Source organism: Bradyrhizobium sp. 23, from assembly GCF_023073295.1.
GTDB classification, from domain to species: domain Bacteria; phylum Pseudomonadota; class Alphaproteobacteria; order Rhizobiales; family Xanthobacteraceae; genus Bradyrhizobium; species Bradyrhizobium canariense_D.
Genome location: NZ_JADPJF010000042.1, coordinates 72,790 through 98,338, shown reverse-complemented (window position 1 = coordinate 98,338; position 25,549 = coordinate 72,790). Strand labels below are relative to the sequence as shown.

The window sequence follows — 25,549 nt, the reverse complement described above, 5'->3', positions numbered from 1 at the left end:
CCGCAAATGGGTTCGCCACGAACATGGCGGTCGGTCAAGCGCCACGCCGCACCCGGACCGGGGCGCGACAATAGCGTTTTGTTATCCCGAAACAACCTCTTGCCCCCAGCCTTTTGCATTCGGGAGCATCGGGCTGCGGACGGACTAATTCACAAGAAGTACATCAAAATCAAACGGATAATCGAGCTTTTCAAACCACCGCCGCAAACATCTCGCCCCGTCCCGAAGCGGTCCTCTGGAGAAGGTGGCACCTATTTGTCTTTCTTCCCGTCCTGAAGTGCCTTCAGGACCGCAAAGGGGTGGTCCTCCGGATCCCGGGCGATAATCTCGGGCTCAAACACGACCCCCGGCTTGCGCGGATAGGGATCGACCGCCAGGAACAGGGCATCGGTGGCAAGTCTCCCAAGGTCGATGATGCCATTGACGATCGCCTCCGGCGGGTCGGCGACCTGCTCCTGATCGTCGTGCCCCTCCTCCATCAGGTCGGCCAAGCGGCGGACCTCGGCCTCGGGGGCGAATATCAGGTCCACCTCCTCGTCGATGTCGCTCTCCATCGGATCAAGCGTGACCACACAGGTCTGGCCGATCCGGGCGCGAACGTGCCCCGTGACCTGGATCCGGTTGCCGCTTTTCGGCACGACATCGAAATCGGCCTGGACCGAGACAACCTCGCGCAAGCCTGCCGTCTCAGCCATAGCCTGTCGCTCGGCGGCCGAGGCCTCGAGCTTGCGATGCAGGCCGGTATCCGGGATCTGTGCAACGATGACGGGCACCCGCCAGGGATCGGGCCCGGATGCTGGTATCGGTCGGGTCATGGCGTGACATCCTCAGGAAGCGCTGGAGGAAACTTGAAGGACGCACCCAGCAGTGCGGCCTCGCCGGTCTGGGCGAGGTTGGCCTCGGCCGCCCTGGCATAGGCCGCGAGCTGCTGCGCCTGGTCCATGCCGGCCCCGTTCAAGATATTCTTGCAGATCGCGGATGCCAGCGCCTCGCCGCCGCCTTCCATGGCCTGATCGTAGGCCTGGACCCGGCCATAAAACGCCTCGCCGAAGGCCCGCATCCGCTTCGGCACGGTCTGGTCGCCTATCCCCATCTCGCGCAGATTGTCGTCCATGTCCTCGCAGAAGCGGTCGAACAGCGCCTGCGACAGCTCGGTGGCGCTCTGGACCGTGCGCAGGCGGCGCAGCAGCAGCCAGAGGTGCAGCAGCAACAGATCGAAACGCCCGTTAACGGTATCCGGCACGCCCAAGTCGCGGTAAAATATGGGTTCTCGCGCCTGCGTCACGATCATGCCATAGATGGCTTCAATGGTGCCCGGCGAGGCTAGGCGGGGTTTCCTGAAGTGATTGAACGGCCAAAGCATTGTGGTTTCCGCAAGCGGGCGCGCGCGTGTTGCATTCAGAGCCTCCGCCCGGTACTTCAGCGCCTCGCGCGACGCAAGGGGACGGAATCAGTTCCGCTATGACGATAACGAACCAGACCAGCCTGCGTGCAGACAAGCCGCGCGGCCTTCTTGCACGTTGGCGCGGCTTGCGCCTGTTCGCGGCCGCGGCCCTGGTTGGCGCCGCGCTTGCGGGCTGCACCGGCGAGCAGTTCCAGAAGGGTTACATCCTGCCGCCCGGCGCACTGGAGCAGATCCCGATCGGTGCGAGCCAGGACCAGGTGCTGATCGTGATGGGCACCCCCTCCACCGTCGCAACCCTCGACGGCGAGGTGTTCTATTACATCTCCCAGCGCTCCGAGCGCATTGTCGCCTTCATGAACCAGAGGGTGGTCGACCAGCGCGTCATCGCGGTCTATTTCGACAAGAACCGGCGTGTGCGCCGGCTTGCGAATTACGGTCTCCAGGACGGCAAGATCTTCGATTTCATCAGCCGGACGACGCCGACCTCGGGCCAGGAGATGAGCTACCTCACGCCGATCTTCAAGCTGCTCAGCTTTAACTGAGCCTTCAGCCTGCGGCTTCGTGCGGCTTGCCGTTGCGCATACGCTTCCATACGCTCCTGCAAAATAAGATGCAGGGAGTGGATTCGTGCCCAATCAATTGCTGTCCCGCCGTCGCGTGCTCACTGGCGCTGCCGCTATCTCGGCCGCAGCGATCCTGCCGCGATCGAGCTTGGCGGACTGGAAGCCGACCGAAAACGTCCGCCTCGTCGTGCCGGCTGCCGCCGGCGGTTCGACCGACGTGATGGGTCGGCTTCTGGCGGCGCATCTGCAGGCCGCCTGGGGCCAATCGGCCGTGGTGGAAAACCGGTCCGGCGGCGGCGGTACGATCGGCACGGCCGAGGTGGTCCGCGCCAAGCCGGACGGCCACACCATCCTGATCGGCAATCCCGGCCCGAACGCGATCGCCTACAGCATTTTCAAGAACCTCACCTACAAGCCGGACCAGCTCCAGCCGGTCTCCAACATGATCCGGATCCCGAACATCGTCTCGGCGCATCCCAAGACCGGCATCAAGTCGATCGCCGAGCTGGTCGCCTATCTCAAGGCCAATCCGGACAAGCTCAGCTACGCCTCCTCAGGCGTCGGCCAGAGCCCTCACCTCACCGGCGCCTGGTTCCTGCAGCTCACCGGGCTGAAGATGACGCACATCCCGTTCCGCGGCGCCGGTCCCGCGCTCCAGGCGGCGCTCGCCGGCGACATCCAGATCCTGTTCGACAACCTCTATCCGAGCCTGCCGCAGGTACAGAACGGCACCCTCACCGGCCTCTGCGTCACCACGACGGAGCGCAGCGACCTCGCGCCGAACCTACCGACCATGCGCGAGAGCGCGCCGGAGCTTGCGGCTTTCGACGTCTCGTCGTGGTTCTCGGTGTTCCTGCCGAAGGGTGTGCAGCCCGCCGTTCTCGAAGCGCTCAACCTTCAAGTGAAGGCGATGCTCGAGCGCGACGACATCAAGAAGAACATCCTGGCCATGGGGGCCCGCGCCGACTACGGCACGCCCGACCAGTTTGCCGCCTTCGTGGACGCCGAGACGAAGAAGTTCGCCGGCATCATCCAGAAGGAAGGGCTGCAGATGGACGTGCAGTAGCTTTCGCATCCGCGGACGCGGCCCAACATGCAGCGCCGGGCCGCGCTTTCGCGGTGAGCGCGTGGCGACACATCGGTTGCTACGCAAGCTCGGCCGACGGCTGTCCCACCAAAGCGGCAATCGCCGAAATCGAGTCCAGGCGCGTCAAATCGAAGCCGATGTCGGAGAAGTTGATCCCGTGGTCGGTCTCAATGCTCATGATCAGCTCGACCGCGTCGAGCGAATCGAGGCGGCCGCTGGTGAACAGCAGATCATCGTCACCAAGCGGCGCGCTGTCGCCCTTCATCAGCAGCCGCTGCACGATGTAGCGTCGCATCTGCGATCTGACTTCATTCGTGGTCATGTCGAGACTCCCAGGAGATAGAACAGGAATTCGGCGCGTTGCCCGAGCGAATGCTCGCGGTCGAGCGGCGCATCGAAGACGTGAATGAGACAAAAGAAGCTCGACACCCACAGGCAAGGCAGCAAGCGGCCACGCAGCCATCCTCGCGGCGCCAGTTGTGGGGCGCGGCGCATCTGCGAGAGCCCGACGCTGATGGCCAGGACAAACGTGTAGAACGCGTGCGATTGCTGACCGACCACGGCCCGCCAAAGGCCCATTTCGCCGACGAAATGAATATCTCGGATGAAGTGAAACAGCAAATTGCCGACACAGGCCGCGGCAAAGGTGGCGAAGAACATGCGAAGCCGGCGATGGCCGCGGAGGCAGCGAACAAAGGTGGGGTAGAAGAAATGGTCGACGAGCAGTTCTTTGTAATAGAAATAGTAGCGATTCCAGAATTCCGCGAGCGTCGTTGACTCCAGAGGCCGGTAGGTGTTGCGCAGCAGGCGAAAGCCGGCAAGTCGCGCCGTGGCGATGATGACGCCGCCGAACACGGTCATGCTCAGCAAGTCCTCGACGAAGAAGCTGACGAGGCTCGCCCATCCGACGAAACGCGGCCAGGGATGGCCCACGAGATATTGCAGCAGGTTGTCGTCGAACATTGGAAGCTGCAAACGCCCGTGGACGATCTCGACGAGACAGACTCTGACGATGGCGAGCACAAGGATCCAGACCGCAAGCTTGACGCCCTTGAGCTGCGTCACTGCAAGCTCCTCGGGTGTCTTGGCCTCGAAGCGGTCGAGATAAGACAGCCCCTTCCCGAACGGCGTCAGCGACGATCCCCAGAAGGGGTGGAAAACGCTCAGGTGCCGCCACACCGGAGATCGCTTCCTGCCCGCATCGGCCAAACCATAGGCAAGAAACCACAAATAGGGCTGGAACGTCATCAGAAACGACCACAGCAGAACACGCGGCAGGCCGGCCATCATCGTGGCCTGCGTCAGCGCGACGAGTGCCAGGAACGCCAGCAACAGGCTGAGCGTCGGGCGGCGGAAGACCACCGTCCCTGGCCCCTGCATGATCAGCAGGCCCGCGAACAGCGCAAACACGACGACCAGCATGACCGCTTCCAGCAGCGGCTGATGGATCCGGTCGCCGACGCCTTCGTCGATCGTCAGCCGTTCGAGAAAACCGCGGTCGATCAGGAAGCCGCTGTGATAGAGCAGCAACAAGGTTGCGAGCAGGATCAGGACGCGCCGGTACCGGCCGGCATAGGCGCACACCAGCGCGAGTCCCGCCGCTGAAAAATCGATACCTATCTGCCGAAACAAAACCGCGAGCAGTCCGACCGCGCAGCAGAGCAGCACGCGGCCACCGATGTCCTGGACCCCCGCCACGAGCCTCGGGTCCCGATCGATCTTGGGGATCAACCGCCACGACGGCTTCGCAGGAAGACCCGATGGCGCGTAGCCGTAGGGCTGGCTTTCAACACTCATCGGACAACGCGCGCGATTACTACGAGCTGTTGCATCTACGAGGCCCTTGCAACAGCTTCGCCGAGCAGTGACGCTACCGAGCGCCGGTCCGCCTTGCCATTGGCATTGACGGGAATGTCTTCCATCCAGATGAACCGGCCCGGCACCATGTAGGCGGGAAGGTGCGCAGTGCAGTGCTGGCGCAGATCGCTTTCCGCCATTCTTGCACCCGAATACGCGGCCAGCAGCCGACTGGCGCCACTGGCGTCGTGCTGCACCACGGCGAGCGCACGGGTTATTCCCCTGCACGCCATCAGCGCGTGGTCGATCTCCTCCAGCTCGACCCGATACCCCCGAAGCTTGACCTGATTATCCGCGCGACCGCGGAAACGCAGGACGCCGGTTTCAAGGTCGGCCTCCACGAGGTCGCCGCTCCGATAGAGGATCGACCGATAGCCGTCGATCAGAGGGTCCTGACAGAAACGGCGGGCGGTCTCTTGCGGGTTGTTGATGTAGCCGAGCCCTACCCCAGGGCCTCCCAGCCACAACTCGCCGGCAGTGCCCGCAAGCGCCGGCTTCATCTCTTCGTCCAGGATCCGGTAGCTGAAATTGGGATTGAGCCGCCCCAGTGGCGCCAACCCGTCCTTGGTCTCAAAAACGGATTCGACGATCTCGAAACCGCTGCAAATGCAGCTCGTCTCGGTCGGGCCGTAGCAATTGATCAGCTTCGCCGTGCCGGCAAACGCGTCGTGGAACCGACGAAGCCGGGCCAGCGGAAACCCTTCACCGCCGAACATGAACCGGCTGACGCTCGGCAGCCAATTCGGGCTCAGAAGGTGCATGGAGTCCAGGAACATGAAGAGGGTCGGCACGGCGAAGAAGAACGTGCACTGATGCTTGGTGATCTCCGACACCAGCTCTGCAGGGGGCCGCCCCTTCTGCGCGTCCAGCGCGACGACCGCCGCTCCGTTCAGGAAGCCGGCATAGATGTCGAAGACCGAATTGTCGAAATAGATCGGGTTGACATTCGTCAGCCGGTCACCGGGTCCAATTCCAAGATCGCTCTTCGCCCAGGCGATCAGGTGAAGCACCCCTTGATGGGGGATGACCACGCCCTTCGGTTCGCCCGTCGATCCCGAGGTGAACATGACATAGGCCGGATCGGCCCCGGTGATCAGGGATGTCAGCGGCAGATTGTCGTCTTCAAGCTGCGACAGGGCATGATGCAAGGCAGCCCGGGCAATTGCATCGCCGATCAATGTCCGCGGCCCAGCTCCCTCGCGCACGCTGACGATCAGCGCGGGCCGGCATCGCTCCAGCATCAGCCGGGCACGTTCCTCGGGGGCCGCAGGATCGAGGAAGACATAGGGTGCTCCGATCTTGATGCAGGCGATCGCGAGCGCATAGGCCTCGGCGATTTTCGGCAATTCAAGGCACACCACGGCGCCCTTGTTGACGCCCCGCGATGTCAACCAACGCGCCAACCGGTTTGCCAACCGGTTGAGCTCCGAAAAGGCAAAGCTGTCGCCTTCGCACAACAGGGCGACGGCGTCCGGCGAGGACGCAACGGTCTCTTCGAAATGCAGCGCCAGATTATGGGCGGTCATACCGACGCCTCGACCAATTCATTGTCGCCGCGATCGCCCGGCGCGTTCGACGAGGCCTGTACGATCTCGGCAAAATCTCGCTGGTTGAGCGCGATCACGGCCGCCGGCAATTTCGCCTCCGGAAACTGGGCCTGCAACACGTCCCCCAGCTCCATGCCGAGATGCTGAAGGAACGCGGCGGCCATCGGATCGGTCGCCAGCGGCCTGCCCTCACTTTCCCCTTGCTTCATGTCCGGCACGAGGCTGCTGTTCTCGCTGTCAGCTGAAGCAGCTTCGCCATCGACACGCAGCACCACGTCGTAGCGATAGCGGGTCAGTTCGTAGCTTGATCCGCGCTTGAGCAGGATTTCCGCACCCGATATCCGCGGGATGGATCCGAAAATACCCTGAAAGTAGCGGGGGTCGATCACCAACTCGCGCTCCTGGGCGATCGACAGGAAGATCTTTCGCGCGAGCGCGGCATCCGTGGCTCCCGAAACTTTCGCGGATTGAACTTCGCGATGGAAGACCGGCAGGAGCTCGAGGTTACGAACGTCGCCGACGAGGATGTGCCCCCCAGGAGCCACCAGGCCTGCGGCTTGCTCCAAGACTAAGTGCAGGTATTCGATGCCGGGAAAGTATTGCACGACGGAATTGAGCACCACTGCATCGAACGAATTCAGCGGCAAGCCGCTCAAATCGGCGGCTTCCCGCTCTAGAAACTCGACATGCCGAAGCTCGGGCTTCGACTGCGCGAACGCACGCAGCCGCTGAACGGCCACCGGCGAGAGGTCGGTCCCGCAATATACGTCACAGCCGGGCGCAAGCTTTTCGACGAGCAAGCCGACGCCGCACCCGATCTCCAACACCCGCCTTGCGCCAAGAGCACGAATTTGCAGGATCGTATGATCGAGCCAATCGACCATATCGGGTTCGGGAATGGGCCTGTTGGTGAAGTTGCTGGTCCAACCGACGAATGACGGCACAACACCGTCGGCGTCATGGCGATATGCTTGATCGAAAGCGCGACGCCATTGCGCAACTCTGCGATCCGACTCGGCCTGGAGACGCTTCGCCTTGCCGGCGCTCAGATGATCGGGGTCAATTGCGACGAAAGCGACCTCGGACTGACCGCCGTGGCCAGGCTCGGCGCTGAGGAAAGCATCCGCCACGCCCGGATGCGCCATCAATGCCCGCTCAATCTCGTTCACAGGCCGTGCAGGCAACGGAACCTCCCTCTCGCGGACGGCAGGCAGCGAACCCTGAGCATGTCGAGAGCGCGCCGCGCGCGGAGCACCACACGCGTGCTGCGGAGCTCCCTAAGATGCCGCTGACAGTCTCTCGTATTTCTAGAACTCGGCCGGTTAAGCAACCCTAAATGTGCGCACGCGTAGGGTGCACATTTTCGGGCGGCTTACGCCCTCGGCATCGATGGATCGCTCTGATGACCGGATTGTTGCGTTCCGCGTCCCGCCGGGCGGGTTTCATGTTCAGATGATGCGCCGGCCTCCGGCAGCACACACGCAAAGAAAGACCCCGCAGGCCTGCGCCGCGGGGTCTTCGTTCAGCAACGTCTATCTCAGTGCGCCAGGACTGCCAGCAGCAGCAACGCCACGATGTTGGTGATCTTGATCATCGGGTTCACCGCCGGGCCGGCTGTGTCCTTGTAGGGATCGCCGACGGTGTCGCCGGTCACGGCCGCCTTGTGGGCGTCACTGCCCTTGCCACCGAAATGACCGTCCTCGATGTACTTCTTGGCGTTGTCCCAGGCGCCGCCGCCCGAGGTCATGGAGATCGCGACGAACAGGCCTGTCACGATCACGCCGAGCAGCATCGCGCCCACGGCCGAGAACGCCGCCGACTTGCCGGCCGCCCCGCCCCCCGCGATCGCATAGATCACGAAGTAGACGAAGATCGGTGACAGCACCGGAAGCAGCGAGGGGATGATCATTTCCTTGATCGCCGCCTTGGTCAAAAGGTCGACTGCCTTGCCGTAATCCGGCTTGTCGGTGCCTTGCATAATGCCCGGCTTCTCGCGGAATTGTCGGCGGACCTCCTCGACGATCGCGCTCGCCGCGCGGCCCACGGCGGTCATGCCCATCGCGCCGAACAGATACGGCAAGAGACCGCCGAACAACAGGCCTACCACGACGTAGGGATTGTTGAGCGAGAAGTCCGGTTTGACGCCGGCGAAGTAGGCGTGGTGCGCGGAGTCCGCAATGAAGAACTTGAGATCCTCGTTGTAGGCCGCGAACAGCACCAGGGCGCCGAGACCGGCGGAGCCGATCGCGTAGCCCTTGGTCACCGCCTTGGTGGTGTTGCCGACTGCATCGAGCGCGTCGGTCGACTTGCGAACCTCCTTCGGCAGGCCTGCCATCTCGGCAATACCGCCGGCGTTGTCGGTCACCGGACCGAACGCGTCGAGCGCGACGACCATGCCGGCGAGCGCCAGCATCGTGGCGGTCGCGATCGCGATGCCGAACAGGCCGGCGAGGCTGTGGGTGACCAGGATGCCGGCGATGATGACGATCGCGGGCAGCGCGGTCGCTTCCATCGAGATGGCGAGGCCCTGGATCACGTTGGTGCCGTGGCCGGTCACCGAGGCCTGGGCGATCGACTTCACCGGACGATAGTCGGTGCCGGTGTAGTATTCGGTGATCCAGATGATCAGCGCGGTGACGGCAAGGCCGACCACGCCGCACTCGAACAGCGCCATGCCGGTATAGTCGACGCCGGCGAGCTTGCCGAAGCCGATCAGGTAATGGATCACACCGGCGATGCCGACCAGCGAGAGGACGCCGGTTGCGATCAGACCCTTGTAAAGCGCGCCCATGATCGACTGGCTCGGCCCGAGCTTCACGAAGAAGGTGCCGATAATCGAGGTGATGATGCAGATGCCGCCGATGGCGAGCGGCAACGTCATCATGTCGGCGAGGATCGGCGTCTTGGCGAAGAAGATCGCCGCCAGGACCATGGTGGCGACCGCGGTCACCGCATAGGTTTCGAACAGGTCGGCGGCCATGCCGGCGCAGTCGCCGACATTGTCGCCCACGTTGTCGGCGATGGTGGCCGGGTTGCGCGGATCGTCCTCGGGGATGCCGGCCTCGACCTTGCCGACGAGGTCGCCGCCGACGTCCGCACCCTTGGTGAAGATGCCGCCGCCGAGACGAGCGAAGATCGAGATCAGCGAGGCGCCGAAGCCGAGCGCCACCATGGCGTCGATGACGACGCGGCTGTCAGGCGCAAGCTTCAGCGAATGGACCAGGAAGCCGAAATAGAGGGTCACGCCAAGCAGCGCGAGACCCGCCACCAGCATGCCGGTGATGGCGCCCGCCTTGAAGGCGAGCTCGAGACCACCCGCGAGCGACGTGGTCGCCGCCTGGGCGGTGCGCACATTGGCGCGGACCGAGACGTTCATGCCGATGAAGCCGGCCGCCCCCGACAGGATCGCGCCGATGGCAAAACCGATCGCGACGTAGAGTCCCAGGAAATAGGCAAGCAGCACGAAGATGACGATGCCGACCATCCCGATCGTGGTGTATTGACGCCGCAGGTAGGCCTGGGCGCCTTCGCGCACCGCTGCCGCGATTTCCTGCATGCGCGGAGTCCCCGCATCCGCGCTCAACACCGAAGACGTCGCCCAGATCGCGTAGACGACGGAAAGCACTCCGCAGAGCACAATCAACCATAATGCTGTCATGTGATTTTTTGCCTCAGATCCTTGATGAACGTACCCCCGGCGCCTTTTGTTTTCCGTCGTGCGGTGCGGCGCCTTGATTTTGAAGAAGGCCGCTCCTTGCCCGAAGGCGCGGCCTTAGTCGGTCACGACCTTGCCAAAATCAAATTGAGGGTGCAACGCCAGATAAGGGCGAAAAGCCGATCTCGGCAGGTATTTAGCCTGTCTTGGCAGCCGGGACGCCGGTTTGGAGCAATTCCTAGAAGTGGCTGTAGGAGAGCCGCTTCAAGACCAGCTCCTGGCCCTGCCCGTCCAGGAAGCGCGGCCGCTCATGGCCCGCGACGATCGTGCCGATGGCCGTGACGGCAAGGCCTGCCGCACGCCCCAAGGCAATCAGCGCGTTGGCTTGCGCTGGCGGAGCGGTGCACAGCACCTCGTAATCGTCCCCTCCGGCCAGCAGCGTCTCGACGGAAACGACCTTGCCTGCGATCAGGCCGGCGGCAGCGGCCGAGAGCGGCACGCTCGTCACGTCGATCGTGGCCGAGACGCCTGATGCCGCACAGAGCTTGGTCAGATCTCCAGCAAGGCCGTCGGAGACATCCATCGCAGCCGTCGCATGGTCACGCACGGACTGCGCGAGAGCATTGCGCGGCTGCGGCACGCGATAGCGCGAGATCAGCGTCTCGCGCGCGTGTGGATCGGAGGCCAGCGCATTCGCGACCCCGCCGCCCTTGAGCACGTCAAGGCCAAGCGCGGCGTCGCCGATCGTCCCCGTCACCAGGATACGGTCGCCCGGTTGGGCGCCGGTGCGGCCGACCATCCGCCCCTGCGGCACGCGGCCAAAGGCGGTAATCGAGATCATCTGCGGCCCCGGCGTCGACACCGTGTCGCCGCCGAGCAGCGGACAGACGAAGGTTTTCGCATCCTCGCCGAGCGCGTCCGCGAACGGCCTGAGCCAAGCGTCTCCCTTGCTGCGCAGCGCCAATGTCAGCACGAAGCCGGCCGGCACGGCCCCCTTGGCGGCGAGATCGGACAGGTTCACCCGCAGCGCCTTGCGCGCGATGGTATCGGGAGGATCGGTGGCAAGATAATGCACGCCCTCGACCACCGCGTCGGTGGTGACGACGATGTCGCTGCCGAGCGCCTGCAGGATGGCGGCATCGTCCACCAGCCCCAAGGCGCCGGGATCAGTCGCCAGCGGCTTGAAATAGCGCGCGATGAGGGAGTCTTCGGCGGAGGGATTGTGCGGGTTTGTCATCAGCGTCAGCCACACACTTCGCTGTCATCGCCGGGCTTGACCGGGCGATCCAGTATTCCAGAGACGATCGTGTGACATCGATAGGCCGCGGCGTACTGGATCACCCGCCTTCGCGGGTGATGACGGCGGAATATGGGGCAGCCACATCGCATCAATTCACCGCCCTGCGCCTCAATTCACCCCCGCCCGAACTCGTCACCGCGAAACTGGCGGCCGATCTGGTCGAGCACCGCGTTGACCATGCCGGTCTCCTCGCGGTCGACGAAGGCATTGGCGACGTCGACATATTCGGACACGACGACGCGGCCCGGCACGTCCTTGCGGTGTTCCAATTCGTAGGCCCCTGCCCGCAGCACCGCGCGCAGGATCGCTTCGATGCGCTTCAATGGCCAGCCCTTCGACAGCGCCTCGTCGATCAGCGGATCGAGTTTCTTCTGGTCGCGCACGACGCCGGAGACGACGTCGCGGAAGAACGCCGCTTCCGCCGGGAGATATGTGTCGCCCTCGACCTCGTTGCCGAGCCAGTGGCTCTCGAACTCGGCAAAAATGTCGTTGATGCCGGCACCGCCGATATCCATCTGGTACAGCGCCTGCACGGCTGCGAGCCGCGCCGCACCGCGCCGGTTCGCCTTCTTCTCCGTGCCGGCCGGCGGCTTCTTGTTGTTATCGGCCATGATCAAGCCCGCGCCAGCCGGCGCTTTATGCGCAGCATCGCAATCGCGGCCCGCGCGGCATCGCCGCCCTTGTTCAGCTCGCTGGCGCGCGCCCGCGCCCAGGCCTGCGCCTCGGTGTTGACGGTGAGGATGCCGTTGCCGAGCGGCAGCTTTCGCGCCACCGCCAGGTCCATCAGCGCGCGCGAGGATTCCTGCGAGACGATCTCGAAATGGATGGTGTCGCCACGGATCACGCAGCCGAGCGCGATCGCGGCATCATAGGGCTTGCCATTGGTCGCCGCGGCGTCAACCGCGATGGCGATCGCCGCAGGAATCTCCAGTGCACCGGGAACCGTGATGACGTCGTGGGTCAGACCGGCCGCCTTCAGCTCGGCCACCGCGCCTTCGAGCATCGCGTCCTGGAGATCGTCATAGAACCGCGCCTCGACGATCAGCGCGCGTGCGCCGGAAACGTCGGTCTGGTCCTTCAGGGGTGCGCGCCGCGCGTCTGCCATCGTCAAATCCGTTCCACAGGGGTTGGCGCTATGTAGTCGCCACCAGCGGGTAAGCCAAGTTTAAAGACGCCGTCACTTCATTTCCGTCAGCCGCGCCGCGTAGCGGGCCATCAGATCGACCTCGATATTGACCTCATCTCCCGCCTTCCAGCCGCCGATCGTCGTGACCGTCAGGGTGTGCGGGATGATCAGCACCGAAAAGGTCACGTCCTTCACCGTATTAACCGTCAGCGAGACGCCGTCGAGCGTGATCGAGCCCTTGGTCGCGATGAACCGCGCCAGCTCCCGCGTCGTGGAGAGCTCGAACCGCGCCATGTCGGGCAGGTCCTCGCGGCTGACGAGGGTCGCGATGCCATCGGCATGGCCGGCGACGATATGCCCGCCAAGCTCGTCGCCGATCTTGAGCGCACGCTCGAGATTGAGCCTGGTGCCGACCCTCCAATGCTTTGCGGTCGTCAGCGCCAACGTCTCGGCCGCGGCATCGACGTCGAACCAGGTCCTTTGAGCAGAGTCCTTGCCGCCTTCGACGCCGGAAGCAACCACCGTCAGGCAGACGCCGTTGCAGGCGATCGAGGCGCCGTCCGCAATGGTGGTCTGCTCGTAGCGGCAGGCGATGCGCAGCCGGTGCAACTGGCCCTGCGCCGTCGGCGTGAAGCCGACGATCTCGCCGATATCGGTGACAATGCCGGTGAACATCACGCGCGCTCGTAGATGGTGAGAGTATCCTGATCGAAGGTCTCGCTAGCATGAACCTTGTAGGCCTGCGACTGCGTGATTTTCGACAGGGGCAATGCAGCGAGCGCATCCACCCCGTCGGCGCCCACCGCTTCCGCGCCGTGGAACAGCCAGATCTCGTCAACGAGGTCCGCGGCGATGAAGGACGCCGCGACGCGGCTGCCGCCCTCGATCATCAGCCGCGTGATGCCCTTGCCGGCCAATGCATGCAGCACGGCCGCAAGATCGAGTCCCGAGGCATTGCCGGGCGGCACGCGGATCACCTGCGCACCGGCCGCACCGAGCCGCGTGGCGGCCGCGGCCTCCGCGAGTTCAGAACCCACCACCCATAGCGGAATCTCGCGCGCGGAGCCCACGAGCCTGCTTGCGCCGGGAATACGCAGATTCTGGTCGAGCACCACCCGCACCGGCGAGCGCACCGCCATGCCCGGCAGGCGGCAGTCGAGCTGCGGATCGTCCGCCAGCACGGTGCCGATGCCGACTAGGATGGCGTCGCTTTGCGCGCGGAGGAGATGCACCCGGTTGCGCGCCGCCTCGCCGGTGATCGCGACCGGCTTGCCGCCGGCCGCGCCGATCTTGCCGTCGGGCGAGACCGCGAGCTTCAGGATCACATGCGGGCGGCGATCCCTGATGCGACGGAAATGCCCGGCGTGATCGAAGGCGGCTTCGCGCGCGCACAGACCCACATCCACCATGATGCCGGCGGCGCGCAGGCGTGCGTGGCCCTGACCGGCGACTTCCGGATTGGGATCCTCGATCGCGGCCACCACGCGTTTGATGCCGGCGGCGATCACGGCGTCCGCGCACGGTGGCGACTTGCCGAAATGCGAGCACGGCTCCAGCGTGACGTAGAGCGTGGCGCCTCGCGCGGCCTCGCCTGCGCGCCGCAGCGCTTCAGGCTCGCCATGCGGCCGTCCGCCAGGTTGGGTCCAACCGCGGCCGACGATCACGCCGTCCTTGACGATGACGGCGCCGACGGCGGGATTGGGCCAGGTACTTCCCTGCCCGCGCCGGCCGAGCGCCAGCGCAAGCTCCATGAAGCGCCGGTCGGCATCCCTGGACTCGCGCGCCTTCTGCGCGAATTGATCCTCCAGGATGCGGAAGATCATTTGCGGATCGCGGCGAGCCGCGCTTCCTCCTCGCCGGAGAGCTCGCCGAGCACGTCGGCGAAATCCTTGGCCTCGCGGAAATTGCGGTAGACCGAGGCGAAGCGGACATAGGCGACGTCGTCGAGCGTGCGCAGATGCTCCATCACGGTCTCGCCGATCACCTCCGAGGAGATTTCAGCCTCGCCCCCCGTCTCGAGCTCGCGCACGATGGTGGAGACCATCTTCTCCACCCGTTCCGGCTCGACCTGCCGCTTGCGCAAGCTGATCGACACCGAGCGCATCAGCTTGTCGCGGTCAAACGGCACGCGGCGGCCGTTGCGCTTGATCACCGTGAGCTCGCGCAGCTGCACGCGCTCGAAGGTGGTGAAGCGGAAATTGCAGGCGACGCACACGCGCCGCCTGCGTATCACGGAAGAGTCCTCGGTCGGACGCGAGTCCTTCACCTGCGTATCGAGACTGTTGCAGTTCGGGCAGCGCATCCGTTGACCTTGACCGGTTTTTCTTGAGCCTTACTGATAGATCGGGAAACGGTCGGTGAGCACCTTGACCCGTTCCTTGATCGCGGCTTCCACCAGCGGCGCCTTGCCGTCGTCGGACTGCGCGATCGCGTTGAGGACTTCGGCGATCATGCCGCCGACCTGCTGGAATTCAGCGACACCAAAGCCGCGGGTGGTCGCAGCCGGCGTGCCCAGACGAATACCGGAGGTGACGAACGGTGACTCGGGATCGAACGGAATGCCGTTCTTGTTGCAAGTGATGGCGGCGCGAACCAGCGCCTTCTCCGAGGCGTTGCCCTTCAGGCCCTTCGGCCGGAGGTCAACCAGCATCAGATGATTATCGGTGCCGCCCGAGACAATGTCGAACCCGTGGCCCTTCATCGCCTCCGCCAGAGCCTTGGCGTTCTCGACGACGTTCTTGGCATAGACCTTGAAGTCCGGCCGCAGCGCCTCGGCGAAGGCGACCGCCTTGGCCGCGATTACATGCATCAGTGGGCCGCCCTGCAGGCCCGGGAAGATCGCCGAGTTGAATTTCTTGGTCAGCGCCTCATCATTCCACAGCATCAGGCCGCCACGCGGACCGCGCAGCGACTTGTGGGTCGTGGTGGTGGTGATGTGCGCGTGAGGCACGGGCGAGGCATGCACGCCGCCGGCGACGAGACCGGCGAAGTGCGCCATGTCGACCAGGAGATACGCGCCGACGCTGTCCGCGATCTCGCGGAAGCGCTTGAAGTCCCAGGCGCGCGAATAAGCCGAGCCGCCGGCCACGATCAGCTTCGGCTTGACCTCCTCGGCCTGCTTGGCGACCGCGTCCATGTCGATGATCTGGTCCTCGCGGCGCACGGTGTAGTGCGCGGCCTTGAACCACTTGCCGCTCATGTTGACCGGGGAGCCGTGGGTGAGATGGCCGCCGGCCGCGAGATCGAGGCCCATGAAGGTGTCGCCGGGCTGAAGCAGCGCCAGAAACACCGCCTGGTTCATCTGGCTGCCGGAGCTCGGCTGCACGTTGGCGAAGTTGGCGCCGAACAGCTTCTTGGCACGATCGATCGCGAGGTTCTCGGCGACGTCAACCCACTCACAACCGCCGTAGTAGCGCGCGCCCGGATAGCCTTCCGCGTATTTGTTGGTCATCACCGAACCCTGCGCTTCCAGCACGGCACGGCTGACGATGTTCTCGGAGGCGATCAGCTCGACCTCGTGGCGCTGGCGGCCGAGCTCTCCCTTGATGGCGGCTGCGATTTCCGGGTCAGCCTGCTCGAGCGAGGCGGTGAAAAACGAATCGGGCGCGGAGGCGGTTTTGGCGAAGGTCATCTTGCGAATATCTCCACCGCCGCAGCCTTTTGGCGGGCTACGGGCGGGTCTGGTGTGGCGATCGGAAGCGGCGAGCGCGATCTACCACATCGCCCGCAACAGGCCAAGGGTTTGCGGGTCGGACCTGTGATTTATGCAAGATATGGTGGGATTGGAGGATTTGGACGACGGGGTGGTATCCGGCGTCCATGTCCACGAAAGGTCCGCTTTGGGCTCGAAAGGCCGCGCGGGTGCGAGGGGCCGGCCTCTACAGCCCGGTATACCCCGCCTTCACGGGATCCACGCTGCCGTCGAGCTGCCGCAGATAGGTCAGGCCGCAAACCGTCAACCTGTGGGTGTCCTTCTCGCCGGCTTCCATCAAGGTGGTGATGTAGTTCGTGACCTTTTCCCGCGCCTCCGCGCTCGCCGCAGACGTGCGGTTGGCGAGCAAATCGTAGGTATGCATGATCCGGTCGATAGCAGCTTCCATGGCACCCTCTGGTTCTTGCCGCGTTTGGGAGTTGAGATCAGGCAACCGCTTTGGCCTCGGACTGCGCCTCGAACCTGACAATGGCCTTGTTGGCCAGCCTGATCTTGTTGAATTCGCCGTGCTGGAGCAGCTTGATGACGATCTCGAGCAGGCGCTCGTCGGTGACGAGGGTGTCCCGGATCGCGCCGGAGCGGCGAAGATAGTTCGCGGCGATGGCGTAGGCCTCGCTCACGAGTTCCACGTTCATCACCCCCACGCCACGCTCGACCAGCATCGTCAGCCTCCGATCCGGAGGAGATAAGCATCGAACCGGGAACTCGTTCCCTGGTGTCGGGGATTTTTTTCGCAACCGCGAAATGGAAAAACGCACCGGTCCGGACACAGCCGGGCCGGCGCGCTTGGGGAAGCTCAGGCACGTTCGGGAGGCTTGCCGGTCTTGTTGCGGGCCGGCTTGGCCTTGTCCCGTCGAAAAGAACTCAGAGACGATACAGGATTTGGTCGGTCCAGAACCGCTCGAGGCGGTGCAGCGATTTGTTCAGGGTCGAGAACTCCTCGCCCGAGATGCCGCCGACCTGTTCGACCGTCTTGACGTGCTTCTGGTAGAGCGAGTCGACGATGCGGCGGATTTCCTGGCCCTGCGGCGTCAGGCGGATGCGCACCGAGCGGCGATCGACGCGCGAGCGCTGATGGTCGAGGAAGCCGAGCTCGACGAGCTTCTTCAGATTGTAGGAAACGTTGGAGCCGAGGTAATAACCGCGCGTGCGCAGTTCGCCCGCGGTCAGCTCCTTGTCGCCGATGTTGTAGAGCAGCAGCGCCTGCACCGAGTTGATGTCCGCACGGCCGCGGCGATCGAACTCGTCCTTGATGACGTCGAGCAGCCGGCGATGCAGCCGCTCCACCAGAGTCAAAGCTTCCAGATAGAGCGTCTGCACCGAACCCTGCTGGCCGGAGACGCGCTCTGCGGTATCTGCCGCAGTTGCGACGGCTTTCATCATGACACTTCCCCTGTTGTCGTTTTTATCGACACTCATTCGACGAAACTTGTGTCCCGTCTGATAGGTGCAACTTAAGGGGCTCGTTTGAAGATCGGCTTAAATAAGAGAATAAAGAGATCATGAATTTAAGACAGTGAATTGCGGATTAAGCCTGTCCCACAAGCACTTTTCGCAACAGTCTGTTGACTCTCGCAAGGTCCTGTTCACCCTCCGTCCGCCCCGATTGTCGCATTCCAGAACAGCCCCGCCCCGTTTCGAAACGGCCGCGTAAGAGCTGTGGCGGAACACGCTGGTTAGCGAAAACTTACGTCGAATTTTACGCAACCAACCGTCAACCAAGCGCGACAATCTCGTGTCCCGGACCAGCACAGCGAAGCCGAGCGCAGAGTCGGGGCAAGAGAGTTTGCTATGGCGGTCGTTCGCGTGCGGCCATCCAGGCGAGCGCGAGATAGGCCGCCAGCATGAAGGCTTCGACGCCGACCACGATCAGGCTGCCGCCGTAGATGCCCGGGAACATCAGCTCGATCACCGCCATCGACACCACGGTCGTCAGCCACACCACGGCGCCCCAAGGCGTCGCCAGCCACAGCCCGACCGCGGCAACGAGTTCGATCACGGCGAAGTAAATGGTGGAGGCCTGCCAGGCCATCGACTGGTTCTCGAAGGCCTCGTCCTCGCCGCCCACGAAGCCCGTCACCTGCGCCCAATGATAGAGGCCCTTGAGGATCGAGAGCAGCGCCATCACCCGCAGGAACAGCACGAGCCGGCGCGTCCAGACATTGTCGTCGGATTCAGCCCGCTCCGACGAGATCGCCGCCACCGACATGGCGCTGTCTCTGGCATTGTCTCGGACGGCATCCCTGGTGCTGTCGCGGGCCGCATCGCGGGTGGAGATCTCGGACATGCCCCCTTCTGGCTGCTTTGCCCCGCAAAATCAATCGGCTGCCATCTTTTGCGACAGGTCAACCCGCGGTGACGGGAACCATGCGAGCTGGTATAAGAATAATTCCAGCCGGAGGAAAAGTAATGGCGATCAAATACGGACGTCCGATCGAGTTGCGCGAGGTCTCGCGCCGGGATGGCACTGGGGCCTCCCCTGCCCTCGATCTGACCGTCCGCCCGCGCCGCAACCGCAAGGCCGAATGGGCCCGGCGCATGGTGCGCGAGAACGTGCTCACGACGGACGATCTGATCTGGCCGCTGTTTCTGATCGACGGCAACAACAAGCGCGAGCAGATCGCCTCGATGCCGGGTGTCGAGCGTCTCAGTGTCGACCAGGCCGTGCGCGACGCCGAGCGGGCGATGAAGCTCACCATCCCGTGCCTCGCGTTGTTTCCCTACACCGATCCGTCCCTGCGCGACGAGGAGGGCTCGGAAGCCACCAACCCGAACAATCTGGTCTGCCAGGCGGTGCGCGCGATCAAGAAGGAATTCCCGGAGATCGGCATTCTCTGCGACGTCGCGCTCGATCCCTTCACCAGCCACGGCCATGACGGCCTGATCTCCGACGGCAAGATCCTGAACGACGAGACGGTCGCTGTGCTCGTGCGTCAGGCCCTGGTGCAGGCCGAAGCCGGCTGCGACATCATCGCGCCCTCCGACATGATGGACGGCCGCGTTGCCGCGATCCGCGAGGGCCTGGATCGCACCGGCCTGCTCGACGTGCAGATCATGGCCTATGCCGCAAAATACGCCTCCGCCTTTTACGGCCCGTTCCGAGACGCCATCGGCTCGGCCAAGACGCTCACCGGTGACAAGCGCACTTACCAGATGGACAGCGCCAACACCGACGAGGCGCTCCGCGAGGTCGAGCTCGACATCGCCGAGGGCGCCGACATGGTGATGGTCAAGCCCGGCATGCCCTATCTCGACGTCGTCCGTCGCGTGAAGGACACGTTCGCGATGCCGACCTTCGCCTATCAGGTGTCCGGCGAATACGCGATGATCGCGGCCGCCGCCAACAACGGCTGGCTCGACGGCGACCGCGCCATGATGGAGAGCCTGCTCGCCTTCAAGCGCGCCGGCGCCGACGGTGTGCTGAGTTATTTCGCACCGAAGGCGGCGGAGAAGCTGCGGACGCAGGGGTAGGCCCCAAGGTCGTCCCGGCGAAGGCCGAGCGCCCCTGTCTCTAATCGTCGTCCTGGCGAAAGCCAGGACCCATACCGCGTGATCTAGCGAGAGCACGCGGTATCGATACCGGCGAACGTACTAACTTCCAGTTTTCGCCAAGCTTGTCCCTGGGGTAATGGGTCCTGGCTTTCGCCAGGACGACACTGAGGGTGTGGCGCCGCGTCCTTTCCTCCCGCCTCCGCCGCCCCCGAATCGCCGGAATATTTCGGCTTGTTAATCTCGGCGCCCTTGGCACGCGGACGGCCTGTTCCCATGTCCTTCCACGGGAGTCCTGCCACGGGAGTTTCCCTCGGGAGAATGGTCATGTCGTACTCGGACTCGGGCAATGCCTGGCGCAATGACGGTGGGGCGCAGCCACATGCCTACGATCCCTATCTGCACCCGGAACTGTTCCGCGGCGTTGCGACGCGGCGGGTCTTCGCCTTCCTGATCGACATGGTTGTGATCTCGGTGCCGGTGATCCTCGGCTACCTCTTCATCGCGGTGTTCGGCGTGGTCACGCTCGGCATCGGCTGGGCGCTGTTCTGGCTGGCCTGGCCGGCCTCCGTGATCTGGGCCATCGTCTATTACGGCGCCTGCATCGGCGGTCCGTCGTCCGCGACGATCGGCATGCGCGTGATGGATCTTGAGTTGCGCACCTGGTACGGCGCGCCCGGCTATTTCGTGCTCGGGGCCACCCACGCCGTGCTGTTCTGGGTGACCGTCTCGTTCCTGTCGCCTTTCGTCGTCCTGGTCGGCCTCTTCAACGGCCGCAGGCGCTTGCTGCAGGATTTCTTGTTGGGAACGGTCGTGATCAACAATTCCGTTCGTGCGCCGGTGCCCCAGGGCGCCAGGACCTACTGATCAGCGACCTTTCGATCAAGGACCTACTGATCAACCAACCTGGATCAAGAACCTATCAACCTGGACCCGCTATGCTGTCCGATCTGACCTGCCGAGTAGACCGATTGACCGGGGGCTTTCGTAGCGCGATGCTGATGCACATTTTGGAGGCCCACGACGTCCCTTGACCCAGCACTCGCGCGACACCCCACAATTTTACCTCACGGCGCCCTCCCCCTGCCCCTATCTGCCGGGCCGGCACGAGCGCAAGGTGTTTACGCACCTCGTAGGTGAGCGCGCCGGTGACCTCAACGACCTCCTGACCCATGGCGGCTTTCGTCGCAGCCAGTCGATCGCCTACCGTCCCGCCTGCGACCAGTGTCGCGCCTGCGTCTCGGTCCGGGTGATCGCCAACGAGTTCCGCCCCTCCCGCAACTTCCGCAAAGTCATCGCGCGCAACGCCGACATCATCGGCGAGCAGCGCAGCGCGGTGCCGACCTCCGAGCAATATTCGGTGTTCCGCGCCTATCTCGATTCCCGTCACCGCCATGGCGGCATGGCCGACATGACCGTGCTCGACTACGCCATGATGGTCGAGGACAGCCACGTCGAGACCCGTATCATCGAGTACCGCAAGCGCGGTCCCGACAGCGGCATCACCGGCCGCGGCGAGGAGTTGATCGCGGTGGCGCTGACCGACGTGCTCAGCGACGGCCTGTCGATGGTCTATTCGTTCTTCGAGCCGGGCGAAGTCAGCCGCTCGATGGGCACCTTCATGATCCTCGACCACATTGCCCGCGCCCGGCGGCAGGGATTGCCTTACGTCTATCTCGGCTACTGGATCGAGGGCTCCAAGAAGATGGACTACAAGGCCCGCTTCCTGCCGCAGCAGCGCCTCGCGCCGTCAGGTTGGCTGCGCATCGACGCGCAAGGCGATGCGACGTCCGAGCCGCAGGATTAGCTCTCCGTCATGCCCCGCGAAAGCGGGGCATCCAGTACGCCGCGGCGCCTCGGCTCAGTCACTACTGTCTCTGGAATACTGGGTCGTCCGGTCAAGCCGGACGACGACAGCCGTGGTGTGGTCACCCGAACAGCGTGTCCGCGAGCAGCTTCAAGTTCAAAACCACGATGATGCCGGCGACGATCCACGCGATCGCCGCGACCCATACCGGTATGACGAACTTGCCCATCTTGCGGCGGTCGGAGACGAAGCGGACCAGCGGGATGACGGCGAAGGGCAATTGCATCGACAACACGACCTGGCTGAATACCAGCAGATCAGCCGTGCCGCGCTCGCCATAGATCGCGGTGACGACGATCACGGGAATGATCGCGATGCCGCGGGTCAGCAACCGCCGCGCCCAGCTCGGCAGGCGCAGGTCGAGAAAGCCCTCCATCACGATCTGGCCGGCGAGCGTCGCCGTCACCGTTGAATTCAGGCCCGAGGCGAGTAGCGCCACTGCGAACAGCGTCGAGGCGATGCCGAGGCCGAGCAACGGAGACAGCAGCTCGAAGGCCTGGCCGATCTCGGCGACGTCGGAATGGCCGCTCTTGTGGAAGGTTGCAGCAGCCACCACGAGGATCGCGGCATTGATGAACAGCGCCAGCATCAGGGCGATGGTCGAATCCGTCGTCGCCCATTTGATCGCCTCGCGCCGGCCTTCGTCGTTGCGCTCATAGGCGCGCGTCTGCACGATCGAGGAGTGCAGATAGAGATTATGCGGCATCACGGTGGCGCCGATGATGCCGATCGCGATGTAGAGCATTTCGGGGTTGGTGAAGATCTCGGTCTTCGGCACAAATCCCCTCAGCATCTCGGCGACCGGCGGGGCTGCCGCGGCAAGCTGGACGGTGAAGCAGACTGCGATCACGACGAGCAGCGCGATGACGAAGGCTTCGAGGAAACGGAAGCCCCGATTCATCAGGATGAGCAGCAAAAAGGCATCCAGCGCGGCGATCAGCGCGCCGCCAATCAGGGGAATGCCGAACAGCAGCTTGAGCGCGATCGCGGTGCCGATGACCTCGGCGAGATCGCAGGCGATGATCGCCGCCTCGCAGGCAAGCCAGAGTAGAAAGTTCACGGCCGGCGAATAGGTCCCGCGGCAGGCCTGCGCGAGGTCGCGGTCGGTGACGATGCCGAGCCGTGCCGCCAGCGATTGCAGCAGGATCGCCATCAAATTCGAGAGCAGGATGACGGAGAGCAGCGTGTAGCCGAACTTGGACCCGCCGGCGAGATCCGTCGCCCAATTGCCGGGGTCCATGTAGCCGACCGAAACCAGATAGCCCGGGCCGACGAAGGCGAGCAGGCGCCGCCACCACACCCCCGCGATGGGGAGGGCGACCGAGGCATTCACCTCGGCCAGGCTCTTTGTCATCGGCGCGTCATTGCGCCAGCCGGCAGCATCTCGGGTCAGATCGGGAGAGCGAGCATCCATGCGGCGAGAATACCGAAGTCGAGCCTTATTGCAACTCATTTGCAACTGCATCTAGCCGCGTCGGTCCCTCGGCGGTCGCTATGTGTCGCCCCTGTCGGGAAGCGGGTGGGTTTGGGAGCCTCCCGAGGCGGATACTGGCGCCAACCCGACTTTGCAGGAAACGAGCCATGTCAATTCCCCCGCGCCTCCCCGAGACATTCAACCGCCTCGCCTGGTCCAATTTGGCGGCACAGTCGGCCGAACAGATCGCGCTGGCCGCGGCCCCCATCGTCGCGGTGCTGACGCTCGGCGTGGCAGAAGGCCAGACCGGCCTGCTCCAGACCGCGCTGACCCTGCCCTTCGTCCTCTTCGCCATCCCCGCCGGCCTGCTGGCCGACCGCATCTCCCGCCGTTCGCTGATGGCGGGCGCCGAGGCGCTGCGGGCCGCGGCCCTTGCAGCAATCGTGCTGCTGCTCGCGCTCGGCGCGCTCAATCTGCCGCTGCTGGCGCTGCTCGGCTTTGCCGCCGTGTGCGGCACCGTCGTCTACAGCGTGGCCGCGCCGGCGCTGGTGCCCTCGCTGGTGAGTTCGGACCTGCTACCGGCGGCCAATGCGCGGATCGAGCTCGCACGCACCATCGCCTTCGCCAGCGGCCCTGCGCTCGGCGGCGCGCTGGTCGGGTGGTGGGGCGCGAGCCCGGCCTTCGGCTTTGCGGCCGCGCTGTCCGCGATCGCCGTCGTGCTGCTCTCCGGCATCTACGAGCCCGCCCGCACGCCGGCGCCACGGCGGCATCCGTTTCAGGACATCCGCGAAGGCGCGGCCTTCGTGTTTCATCATCCGCTGCTGCGGCCGGTGTTCATCACCCAGTTCATCTTCAACACCGGATGGTTCCTGCAGATCGCGGTGTTCGTGCCCTATGCCGTACGTCACCTCGGCCTAAACGCGGTCGGCGTCGGCACCGTGCTGACGATGTACGGTGTCGGCATGGTGATCGGCGCGCTGTTCGCGACGCGGGTGATGAAGCGCATCGCGTTCGGCACGGTCGTCGGCCTCGGCCCCGTTACCGGCTTCGTCGCGGCGGTGGTGATGGCGCTGACGGTGCTGGTCCCCTCGCCCTGGCTTGCGGCCTTGAGCTTCTTTCTGCTCGGCGTCGGGCCGATCCTGTGGGTGATCTCGACCACGACGCTGCGCCAGTCGGTGACGCCGCCTCGCCTGCTCGGCCGCGTCTCCGCCATCAACATCATGAGCTATGGCGCCCGTCCGGTCGGCTCGGCGCTGGGTGCGATCGTCGGCGGCCTGTGGAGCGCCGAAGCGTGCCTCTATCTCGCCGCCGCCGTGTTCGGCGTGCAGGCGCTGGTCATTTGGCTCTCGCCCGCGGTGGCGCTGGACCGGCAGCCGGACATGGTGGGCGATGAGGCGGTGGCGCGGTGTTAGCTGCACCGTCATTGCGAGCGAAGCGAAGCAATCCAGAATCCGTCCGCGGAGACAGTCTGGATTGCTTGGTCGCAAGAGCTCCTCGCAATGACGGAGTATGTTGAAGCAGCCAGCCTAGTTCGCCAGATACCGCTCGTAGCTGCCTGTCACCGGCTCGCTCGCGTCCACCTCCGGATCAAGCGTGTAGAGATCCTGCGCACGGCCGATGCCACGCAGCGCGTAGCGGCCTGTGGAGACGAGATAGCGGCGGCCGGCGGCGTCGAGGCCCTTGTAGAATTCTGCCGATGCCAGCAGCTCGCGATCGACCGAACGGCTCATCGAGGCGATGCGGCTGACCTCGTTCACGGTCGGACCGACCACGGTGAAGTCGAGCCGGTCCTCGCTGCCAATATTGCCGTAGAAGACCTCGCCGACATGCAGGCCGATATAGGCGGACGTGGTGGGACGGCCCTCCGCGCCCCGCCTCAGGTTCAGCGCAGCGACGTTCTTGCGGAACAGATGCTCGGCGCGCAGCGCCGCGCGCCGGGCATGCGCCATGTCTTCACCGGTGAACATCGCAAGCACGCCGTCGCCGATCAGCTTCAGCACGTCGCCGCCGGCGTCGTGGATCGCGTCGATCACGGCCTGCGCATAGTCGTTGAGGAACGGGATGATCTCGTCGGGGCCGATGCTCTCGCTGATTCCGGTCGAGCCGCGCAGATCCGAATACCACAGCACGGCGTTGATGCGCTCGGTGACGCCGCGCGAGATACGTCCGCTCAAGACCTGCTCTGACGCATCGCGGCCGAGATAGACGCGGCCGAGCGTGCGCGCGATGTCGACCTGCTGCGCCGACTTGATCGCGAGCCCCAGCACCGGCACGAGATCGCGCAGCGCGGCGAGTTCGGCGTCGGCGAAGCCGCTGTCGCGTCGCGTTGTCCAGGAGGAGTAGAGGCAGTCCATCTGCCCCAGCGCTCCGGTCTCCCCGAAGCGGTGCACAAAGGCCAGGAAATGGCGATGACCGGTTTCGGCGAGCTCGCCGATTTGCGAAAAATCGAGCGAGGGCGCGTCGGCGAGGTCGATCACCATCTCGTCGTGACCGTGCTCGAGCAAATGATAGAAAACCGACCGGCGCC

Annotated in this window: 26 protein-coding genes; 6 read left to right on the top strand and 20 right to left on the bottom strand. The window is 64.5% G+C overall.

What is annotated here, in order from left to right:
* Window positions 1-251: 251 nt before the first annotated feature.
* On the bottom strand, window positions 252-815 hold the full coding sequence (locus tag IVB32_RS10165) for a DUF177 domain-containing protein (protein WP_247410280.1): 564 nt from the start codon (window positions 813-815) through the stop codon (window positions 252-254).
* Entirely contained in the window at window positions 812-1,363 is a 552-nt protein-coding gene (locus IVB32_RS10160; protein WP_085383899.1) for a ubiquinol-cytochrome C chaperone family protein, read from the bottom strand. The genes IVB32_RS10165 and IVB32_RS10160 overlap by 4 nt, the downstream gene beginning before the upstream one ends.
* Before the next feature lie 98 nt (window positions 1,364-1,461).
* Here IVB32_RS10160 and bamE point away from each other — a divergent pair, with 98 nt between their 5' ends.
* Both bamE and IVB32_RS10150 read left to right on the top strand, forming a co-directional pair.
* Window positions 1,462-1,947, top strand: coding sequence for an outer membrane protein assembly factor BamE (gene bamE, locus IVB32_RS10155; protein ID WP_085383900.1), 486 nt, complete (start codon window positions 1,462-1,464; stop codon window positions 1,945-1,947).
* Between the two features lie 85 nt (window positions 1,948-2,032).
* Entirely contained in the window at window positions 2,033-3,034 is a 1,002-nt protein-coding gene (locus tag IVB32_RS10150; RefSeq protein ID WP_026233252.1) for a tripartite tricarboxylate transporter substrate binding protein, read from the top strand.
* Between the two features lie 79 nt (window positions 3,035-3,113).
* Here IVB32_RS10150 and IVB32_RS10145 read toward each other — a convergent pair whose 3' ends face one another.
* The 16 genes from IVB32_RS10145 to IVB32_RS10070 all read right to left on the bottom strand — a co-directional run bounded on the left by IVB32_RS10145 (window position 3,114) and on the right by IVB32_RS10070 (window position 18,539).
* Window positions 3,114-3,377, bottom strand: coding sequence for an acyl carrier protein (locus IVB32_RS10145; protein WP_085353407.1), 264 nt, complete (start codon window positions 3,375-3,377; stop codon window positions 3,114-3,116).
* Window positions 3,374-4,852: a hypothetical protein gene (locus IVB32_RS10140; protein WP_247369772.1), complete on the bottom strand. Its 1,479-nt coding sequence runs from the start codon at window positions 4,850-4,852 to the stop codon at window positions 3,374-3,376. Before IVB32_RS10140 ends, IVB32_RS10145 begins: the two co-directional genes overlap by 4 nt.
* 35 nt (window positions 4,853-4,887) lie before the next feature.
* Window positions 4,888-6,438 (bottom strand): amino acid adenylation domain-containing protein, encoded by a 1,551-nt coding sequence (locus tag IVB32_RS10135; protein WP_247369770.1) that lies wholly within the window; start codon window positions 6,436-6,438, stop codon window positions 4,888-4,890.
* Complete coding sequence (locus IVB32_RS10130) at window positions 6,435-7,343, bottom strand: class I SAM-dependent methyltransferase (protein ID WP_247369768.1); 909 nt, start codon at window positions 7,341-7,343, stop codon at window positions 6,435-6,437. Before IVB32_RS10130 ends, IVB32_RS10135 begins: the two co-directional genes overlap by 4 nt.
* Window positions 7,344-7,996: 653 nt before the next feature.
* The gene (locus IVB32_RS10125; protein ID WP_247369766.1) at window positions 7,997-10,117 is read right to left on the bottom strand and encodes a sodium-translocating pyrophosphatase; all 2,121 of its coding nucleotides are present in this window, start codon (window positions 10,115-10,117) and stop codon (window positions 7,997-7,999) included.
* A gap of 235 nt (window positions 10,118-10,352) precedes the next feature.
* Complete coding sequence (thiL, locus tag IVB32_RS10120; RefSeq protein WP_247410278.1) at window positions 10,353-11,351, bottom strand: thiamine-phosphate kinase; 999 nt, start codon at window positions 11,349-11,351, stop codon at window positions 10,353-10,355.
* 176 nt (window positions 11,352-11,527) lie between these two features.
* Complete coding sequence (gene nusB / locus IVB32_RS10115; RefSeq protein ID WP_007611091.1) at window positions 11,528-12,025, bottom strand: transcription antitermination factor NusB; 498 nt, start codon at window positions 12,023-12,025, stop codon at window positions 11,528-11,530.
* Between the two features lie 2 nt (window positions 12,026-12,027).
* Window positions 12,028-12,519, bottom strand: a complete 492-nt coding sequence (gene ribH, locus IVB32_RS10110; protein ID WP_018456854.1) for a 6,7-dimethyl-8-ribityllumazine synthase — start codon at window positions 12,517-12,519, stop codon at window positions 12,028-12,030.
* 72 nt (window positions 12,520-12,591) lie between these two features.
* Window positions 12,592-13,215, bottom strand: coding sequence for a riboflavin synthase (locus IVB32_RS10105; RefSeq protein ID WP_018456855.1), 624 nt, complete (start codon window positions 13,213-13,215; stop codon window positions 12,592-12,594).
* Window positions 13,215-14,363, bottom strand: a complete 1,149-nt coding sequence (gene ribD / locus IVB32_RS10100) for a bifunctional diaminohydroxyphosphoribosylaminopyrimidine deaminase/5-amino-6-(5-phosphoribosylamino)uracil reductase RibD (protein ID WP_247369764.1) — start codon at window positions 14,361-14,363, stop codon at window positions 13,215-13,217. Before ribD ends, IVB32_RS10105 begins: the two co-directional genes overlap by 1 nt.
* Window positions 14,360-14,842 carry a transcriptional regulator NrdR gene (gene nrdR, locus IVB32_RS10095; RefSeq protein WP_007603426.1) on the bottom strand — a complete coding sequence of 161 codons (483 nt, stop codon included), beginning with the start codon at window positions 14,840-14,842 and terminating at the stop codon, window positions 14,360-14,362. The genes ribD and nrdR overlap by 4 nt, the downstream gene beginning before the upstream one ends.
* A 30-nt stretch (window positions 14,843-14,872) precedes the next feature.
* Window positions 14,873-16,171, bottom strand: coding sequence for a serine hydroxymethyltransferase (glyA, locus tag IVB32_RS10090; RefSeq protein ID WP_247369763.1), 1,299 nt, complete (start codon window positions 16,169-16,171; stop codon window positions 14,873-14,875).
* A gap of 247 nt (window positions 16,172-16,418) precedes the next feature.
* Window positions 16,419-16,640 carry a hypothetical protein gene (locus tag IVB32_RS10085; RefSeq protein WP_018456859.1) on the bottom strand — a complete coding sequence of 74 codons (222 nt, stop codon included), beginning with the start codon at window positions 16,638-16,640 and terminating at the stop codon, window positions 16,419-16,421.
* Window positions 16,641-16,677: 37 nt separating this feature from the next.
* The gene (locus IVB32_RS10080; RefSeq protein WP_026233256.1) at window positions 16,678-16,914 is read right to left on the bottom strand and encodes a hypothetical protein; all 237 of its coding nucleotides are present in this window, start codon (window positions 16,912-16,914) and stop codon (window positions 16,678-16,680) included.
* A 202-nt stretch (window positions 16,915-17,116) separates the two neighbouring features.
* The gene (locus tag IVB32_RS10075; RefSeq protein WP_018456861.1) at window positions 17,117-17,635 is read right to left on the bottom strand and encodes a MarR family winged helix-turn-helix transcriptional regulator; all 519 of its coding nucleotides are present in this window, start codon (window positions 17,633-17,635) and stop codon (window positions 17,117-17,119) included.
* A gap of 406 nt (window positions 17,636-18,041) precedes the next feature.
* Window positions 18,042-18,539, bottom strand: a complete 498-nt coding sequence (locus IVB32_RS10070; RefSeq protein ID WP_247369760.1) for a DUF6163 family protein — start codon at window positions 18,537-18,539, stop codon at window positions 18,042-18,044.
* Between the two features lie 122 nt (window positions 18,540-18,661).
* On the opposite strand from IVB32_RS10070, the gene hemB reads away from it, so the two are divergent.
* The 3 genes from hemB to IVB32_RS10055 all read left to right on the top strand — a co-directional run bounded on the left by hemB (window position 18,662) and on the right by IVB32_RS10055 (window position 21,548).
* Window positions 18,662-19,723 (top strand): porphobilinogen synthase, encoded by a 1,062-nt coding sequence (gene hemB / locus IVB32_RS10065; protein ID WP_018456862.1) that lies wholly within the window; start codon window positions 18,662-18,664, stop codon window positions 19,721-19,723.
* A 345-nt stretch (window positions 19,724-20,068) separates the two neighbouring features.
* On the top strand, window positions 20,069-20,608 hold the full coding sequence (locus IVB32_RS10060) for an RDD family protein (protein WP_039800407.1): 540 nt from the start codon (window positions 20,069-20,071) through the stop codon (window positions 20,606-20,608).
* A gap of 163 nt (window positions 20,609-20,771) precedes the next feature.
* Window positions 20,772-21,548 carry an arginyltransferase gene (locus IVB32_RS10055; protein WP_018458387.1) on the top strand — a complete coding sequence of 259 codons (777 nt, stop codon included), beginning with the start codon at window positions 20,772-20,774 and terminating at the stop codon, window positions 21,546-21,548.
* 121 nt (window positions 21,549-21,669) lie between these two features.
* Here the strand turns inward: IVB32_RS10055 and IVB32_RS10050 are convergent, their stop codons facing one another.
* Window positions 21,670-23,022, bottom strand: coding sequence for an Nramp family divalent metal transporter (locus IVB32_RS10050; protein WP_018458388.1), 1,353 nt, complete (start codon window positions 23,020-23,022; stop codon window positions 21,670-21,672).
* 167 nt (window positions 23,023-23,189) lie between these two features.
* On the opposite strand from IVB32_RS10050, the gene IVB32_RS10045 reads away from it, so the two are divergent.
* Window positions 23,190-24,434 (top strand): MFS transporter, encoded by a 1,245-nt coding sequence (locus IVB32_RS10045; RefSeq protein WP_018458389.1) that lies wholly within the window; start codon window positions 23,190-23,192, stop codon window positions 24,432-24,434.
* Window positions 24,435-24,548: 114 nt separating this feature from the next.
* Here IVB32_RS10045 and IVB32_RS10040 read toward each other — a convergent pair.
* A partial coding sequence (locus IVB32_RS10040) for an adenylate/guanylate cyclase domain-containing protein (protein ID WP_247410276.1) occupies window positions 24,549-25,549 on the bottom strand: 1,001 nt, incomplete at its 5' end.

Coding starts and splice junctions, on each gene's coding strand:
- IVB32_RS10165 (WP_247410280.1), bottom strand. CDS start 815: ATGACCCGACCGATACCAGCATCCGGGCCCGATCCCTGGCGGGTGCCC.
- IVB32_RS10160 (WP_085383899.1), bottom strand. CDS start 1,363: ATGCTTTGGCCGTTCAATCACTTCAGGAAACCCCGCCTAGCCTCGCCG.
- bamE (WP_085383900.1), top strand. CDS start 1,462: ATGACGATAACGAACCAGACCAGCCTGCGTGCAGACAAGCCGCGCGGC.
- IVB32_RS10145 (WP_085353407.1), bottom strand. CDS start 3,377: ATGACCACGAATGAAGTCAGATCGCAGATGCGACGCTACATCGTGCAG.
- IVB32_RS10140 (WP_247369772.1), bottom strand. CDS start 4,852: ATGAGTGTTGAAAGCCAGCCCTACGGCTACGCGCCATCGGGTCTTCCT.
- IVB32_RS10135 (WP_247369770.1), bottom strand. CDS start 6,438: ATGACCGCCCATAATCTGGCGCTGCATTTCGAAGAGACCGTTGCGTCC.
- IVB32_RS10130 (WP_247369768.1), bottom strand. CDS start 7,343: ATGGTCGATTGGCTCGATCATACGATCCTGCAAATTCGTGCTCTTGGC.
- IVB32_RS10125 (WP_247369766.1), bottom strand. CDS start 10,117: ATGACAGCATTATGGTTGATTGTGCTCTGCGGAGTGCTTTCCGTCGTC.
- thiL (WP_247410278.1), bottom strand. CDS start 11,351: ATGACAAACCCGCACAATCCCTCCGCCGAAGACTCCCTCATCGCGCGC.
- nusB (WP_007611091.1), bottom strand. CDS start 12,025: ATGGCCGATAACAACAAGAAGCCGCCGGCCGGCACGGAGAAGAAGGCG.
- ribH (WP_018456854.1), bottom strand. CDS start 12,519: ATGGCAGACGCGCGGCGCGCACCCCTGAAGGACCAGACCGACGTTTCC.
- IVB32_RS10105 (WP_018456855.1), bottom strand. CDS start 13,215: ATGTTCACCGGCATTGTCACCGATATCGGCGAGATCGTCGGCTTCACG.
- ribD (WP_247369764.1), bottom strand. CDS start 14,363: ATGATCTTCCGCATCCTGGAGGATCAATTCGCGCAGAAGGCGCGCGAG.
- nrdR (WP_007603426.1), bottom strand. CDS start 14,842: ATGCGCTGCCCGAACTGCAACAGTCTCGATACGCAGGTGAAGGACTCG.
- glyA (WP_247369763.1), bottom strand. CDS start 16,171: ATGACCTTCGCCAAAACCGCCTCCGCGCCCGATTCGTTTTTCACCGCC.
- IVB32_RS10085 (WP_018456859.1), bottom strand. CDS start 16,640: ATGGAAGCTGCTATCGACCGGATCATGCATACCTACGATTTGCTCGCC.
- IVB32_RS10080 (WP_026233256.1), bottom strand. CDS start 16,914: ATGCTGGTCGAGCGTGGCGTGGGGGTGATGAACGTGGAACTCGTGAGC.
- IVB32_RS10075 (WP_018456861.1), bottom strand. CDS start 17,635: ATGATGAAAGCCGTCGCAACTGCGGCAGATACCGCAGAGCGCGTCTCC.
- IVB32_RS10070 (WP_247369760.1), bottom strand. CDS start 18,539: ATGTCCGAGATCTCCACCCGCGATGCGGCCCGCGACAGCACCAGGGAT.
- hemB (WP_018456862.1), top strand. CDS start 18,662: ATGGCGATCAAATACGGACGTCCGATCGAGTTGCGCGAGGTCTCGCGC.
- IVB32_RS10060 (WP_039800407.1), top strand. CDS start 20,069: ATGTCGTACTCGGACTCGGGCAATGCCTGGCGCAATGACGGTGGGGCG.
- IVB32_RS10050 (WP_018458388.1), bottom strand. CDS start 23,022: ATGGATGCTCGCTCTCCCGATCTGACCCGAGATGCTGCCGGCTGGCGC.
- IVB32_RS10045 (WP_018458389.1), top strand. CDS start 23,190: ATGTCAATTCCCCCGCGCCTCCCCGAGACATTCAACCGCCTCGCCTGG.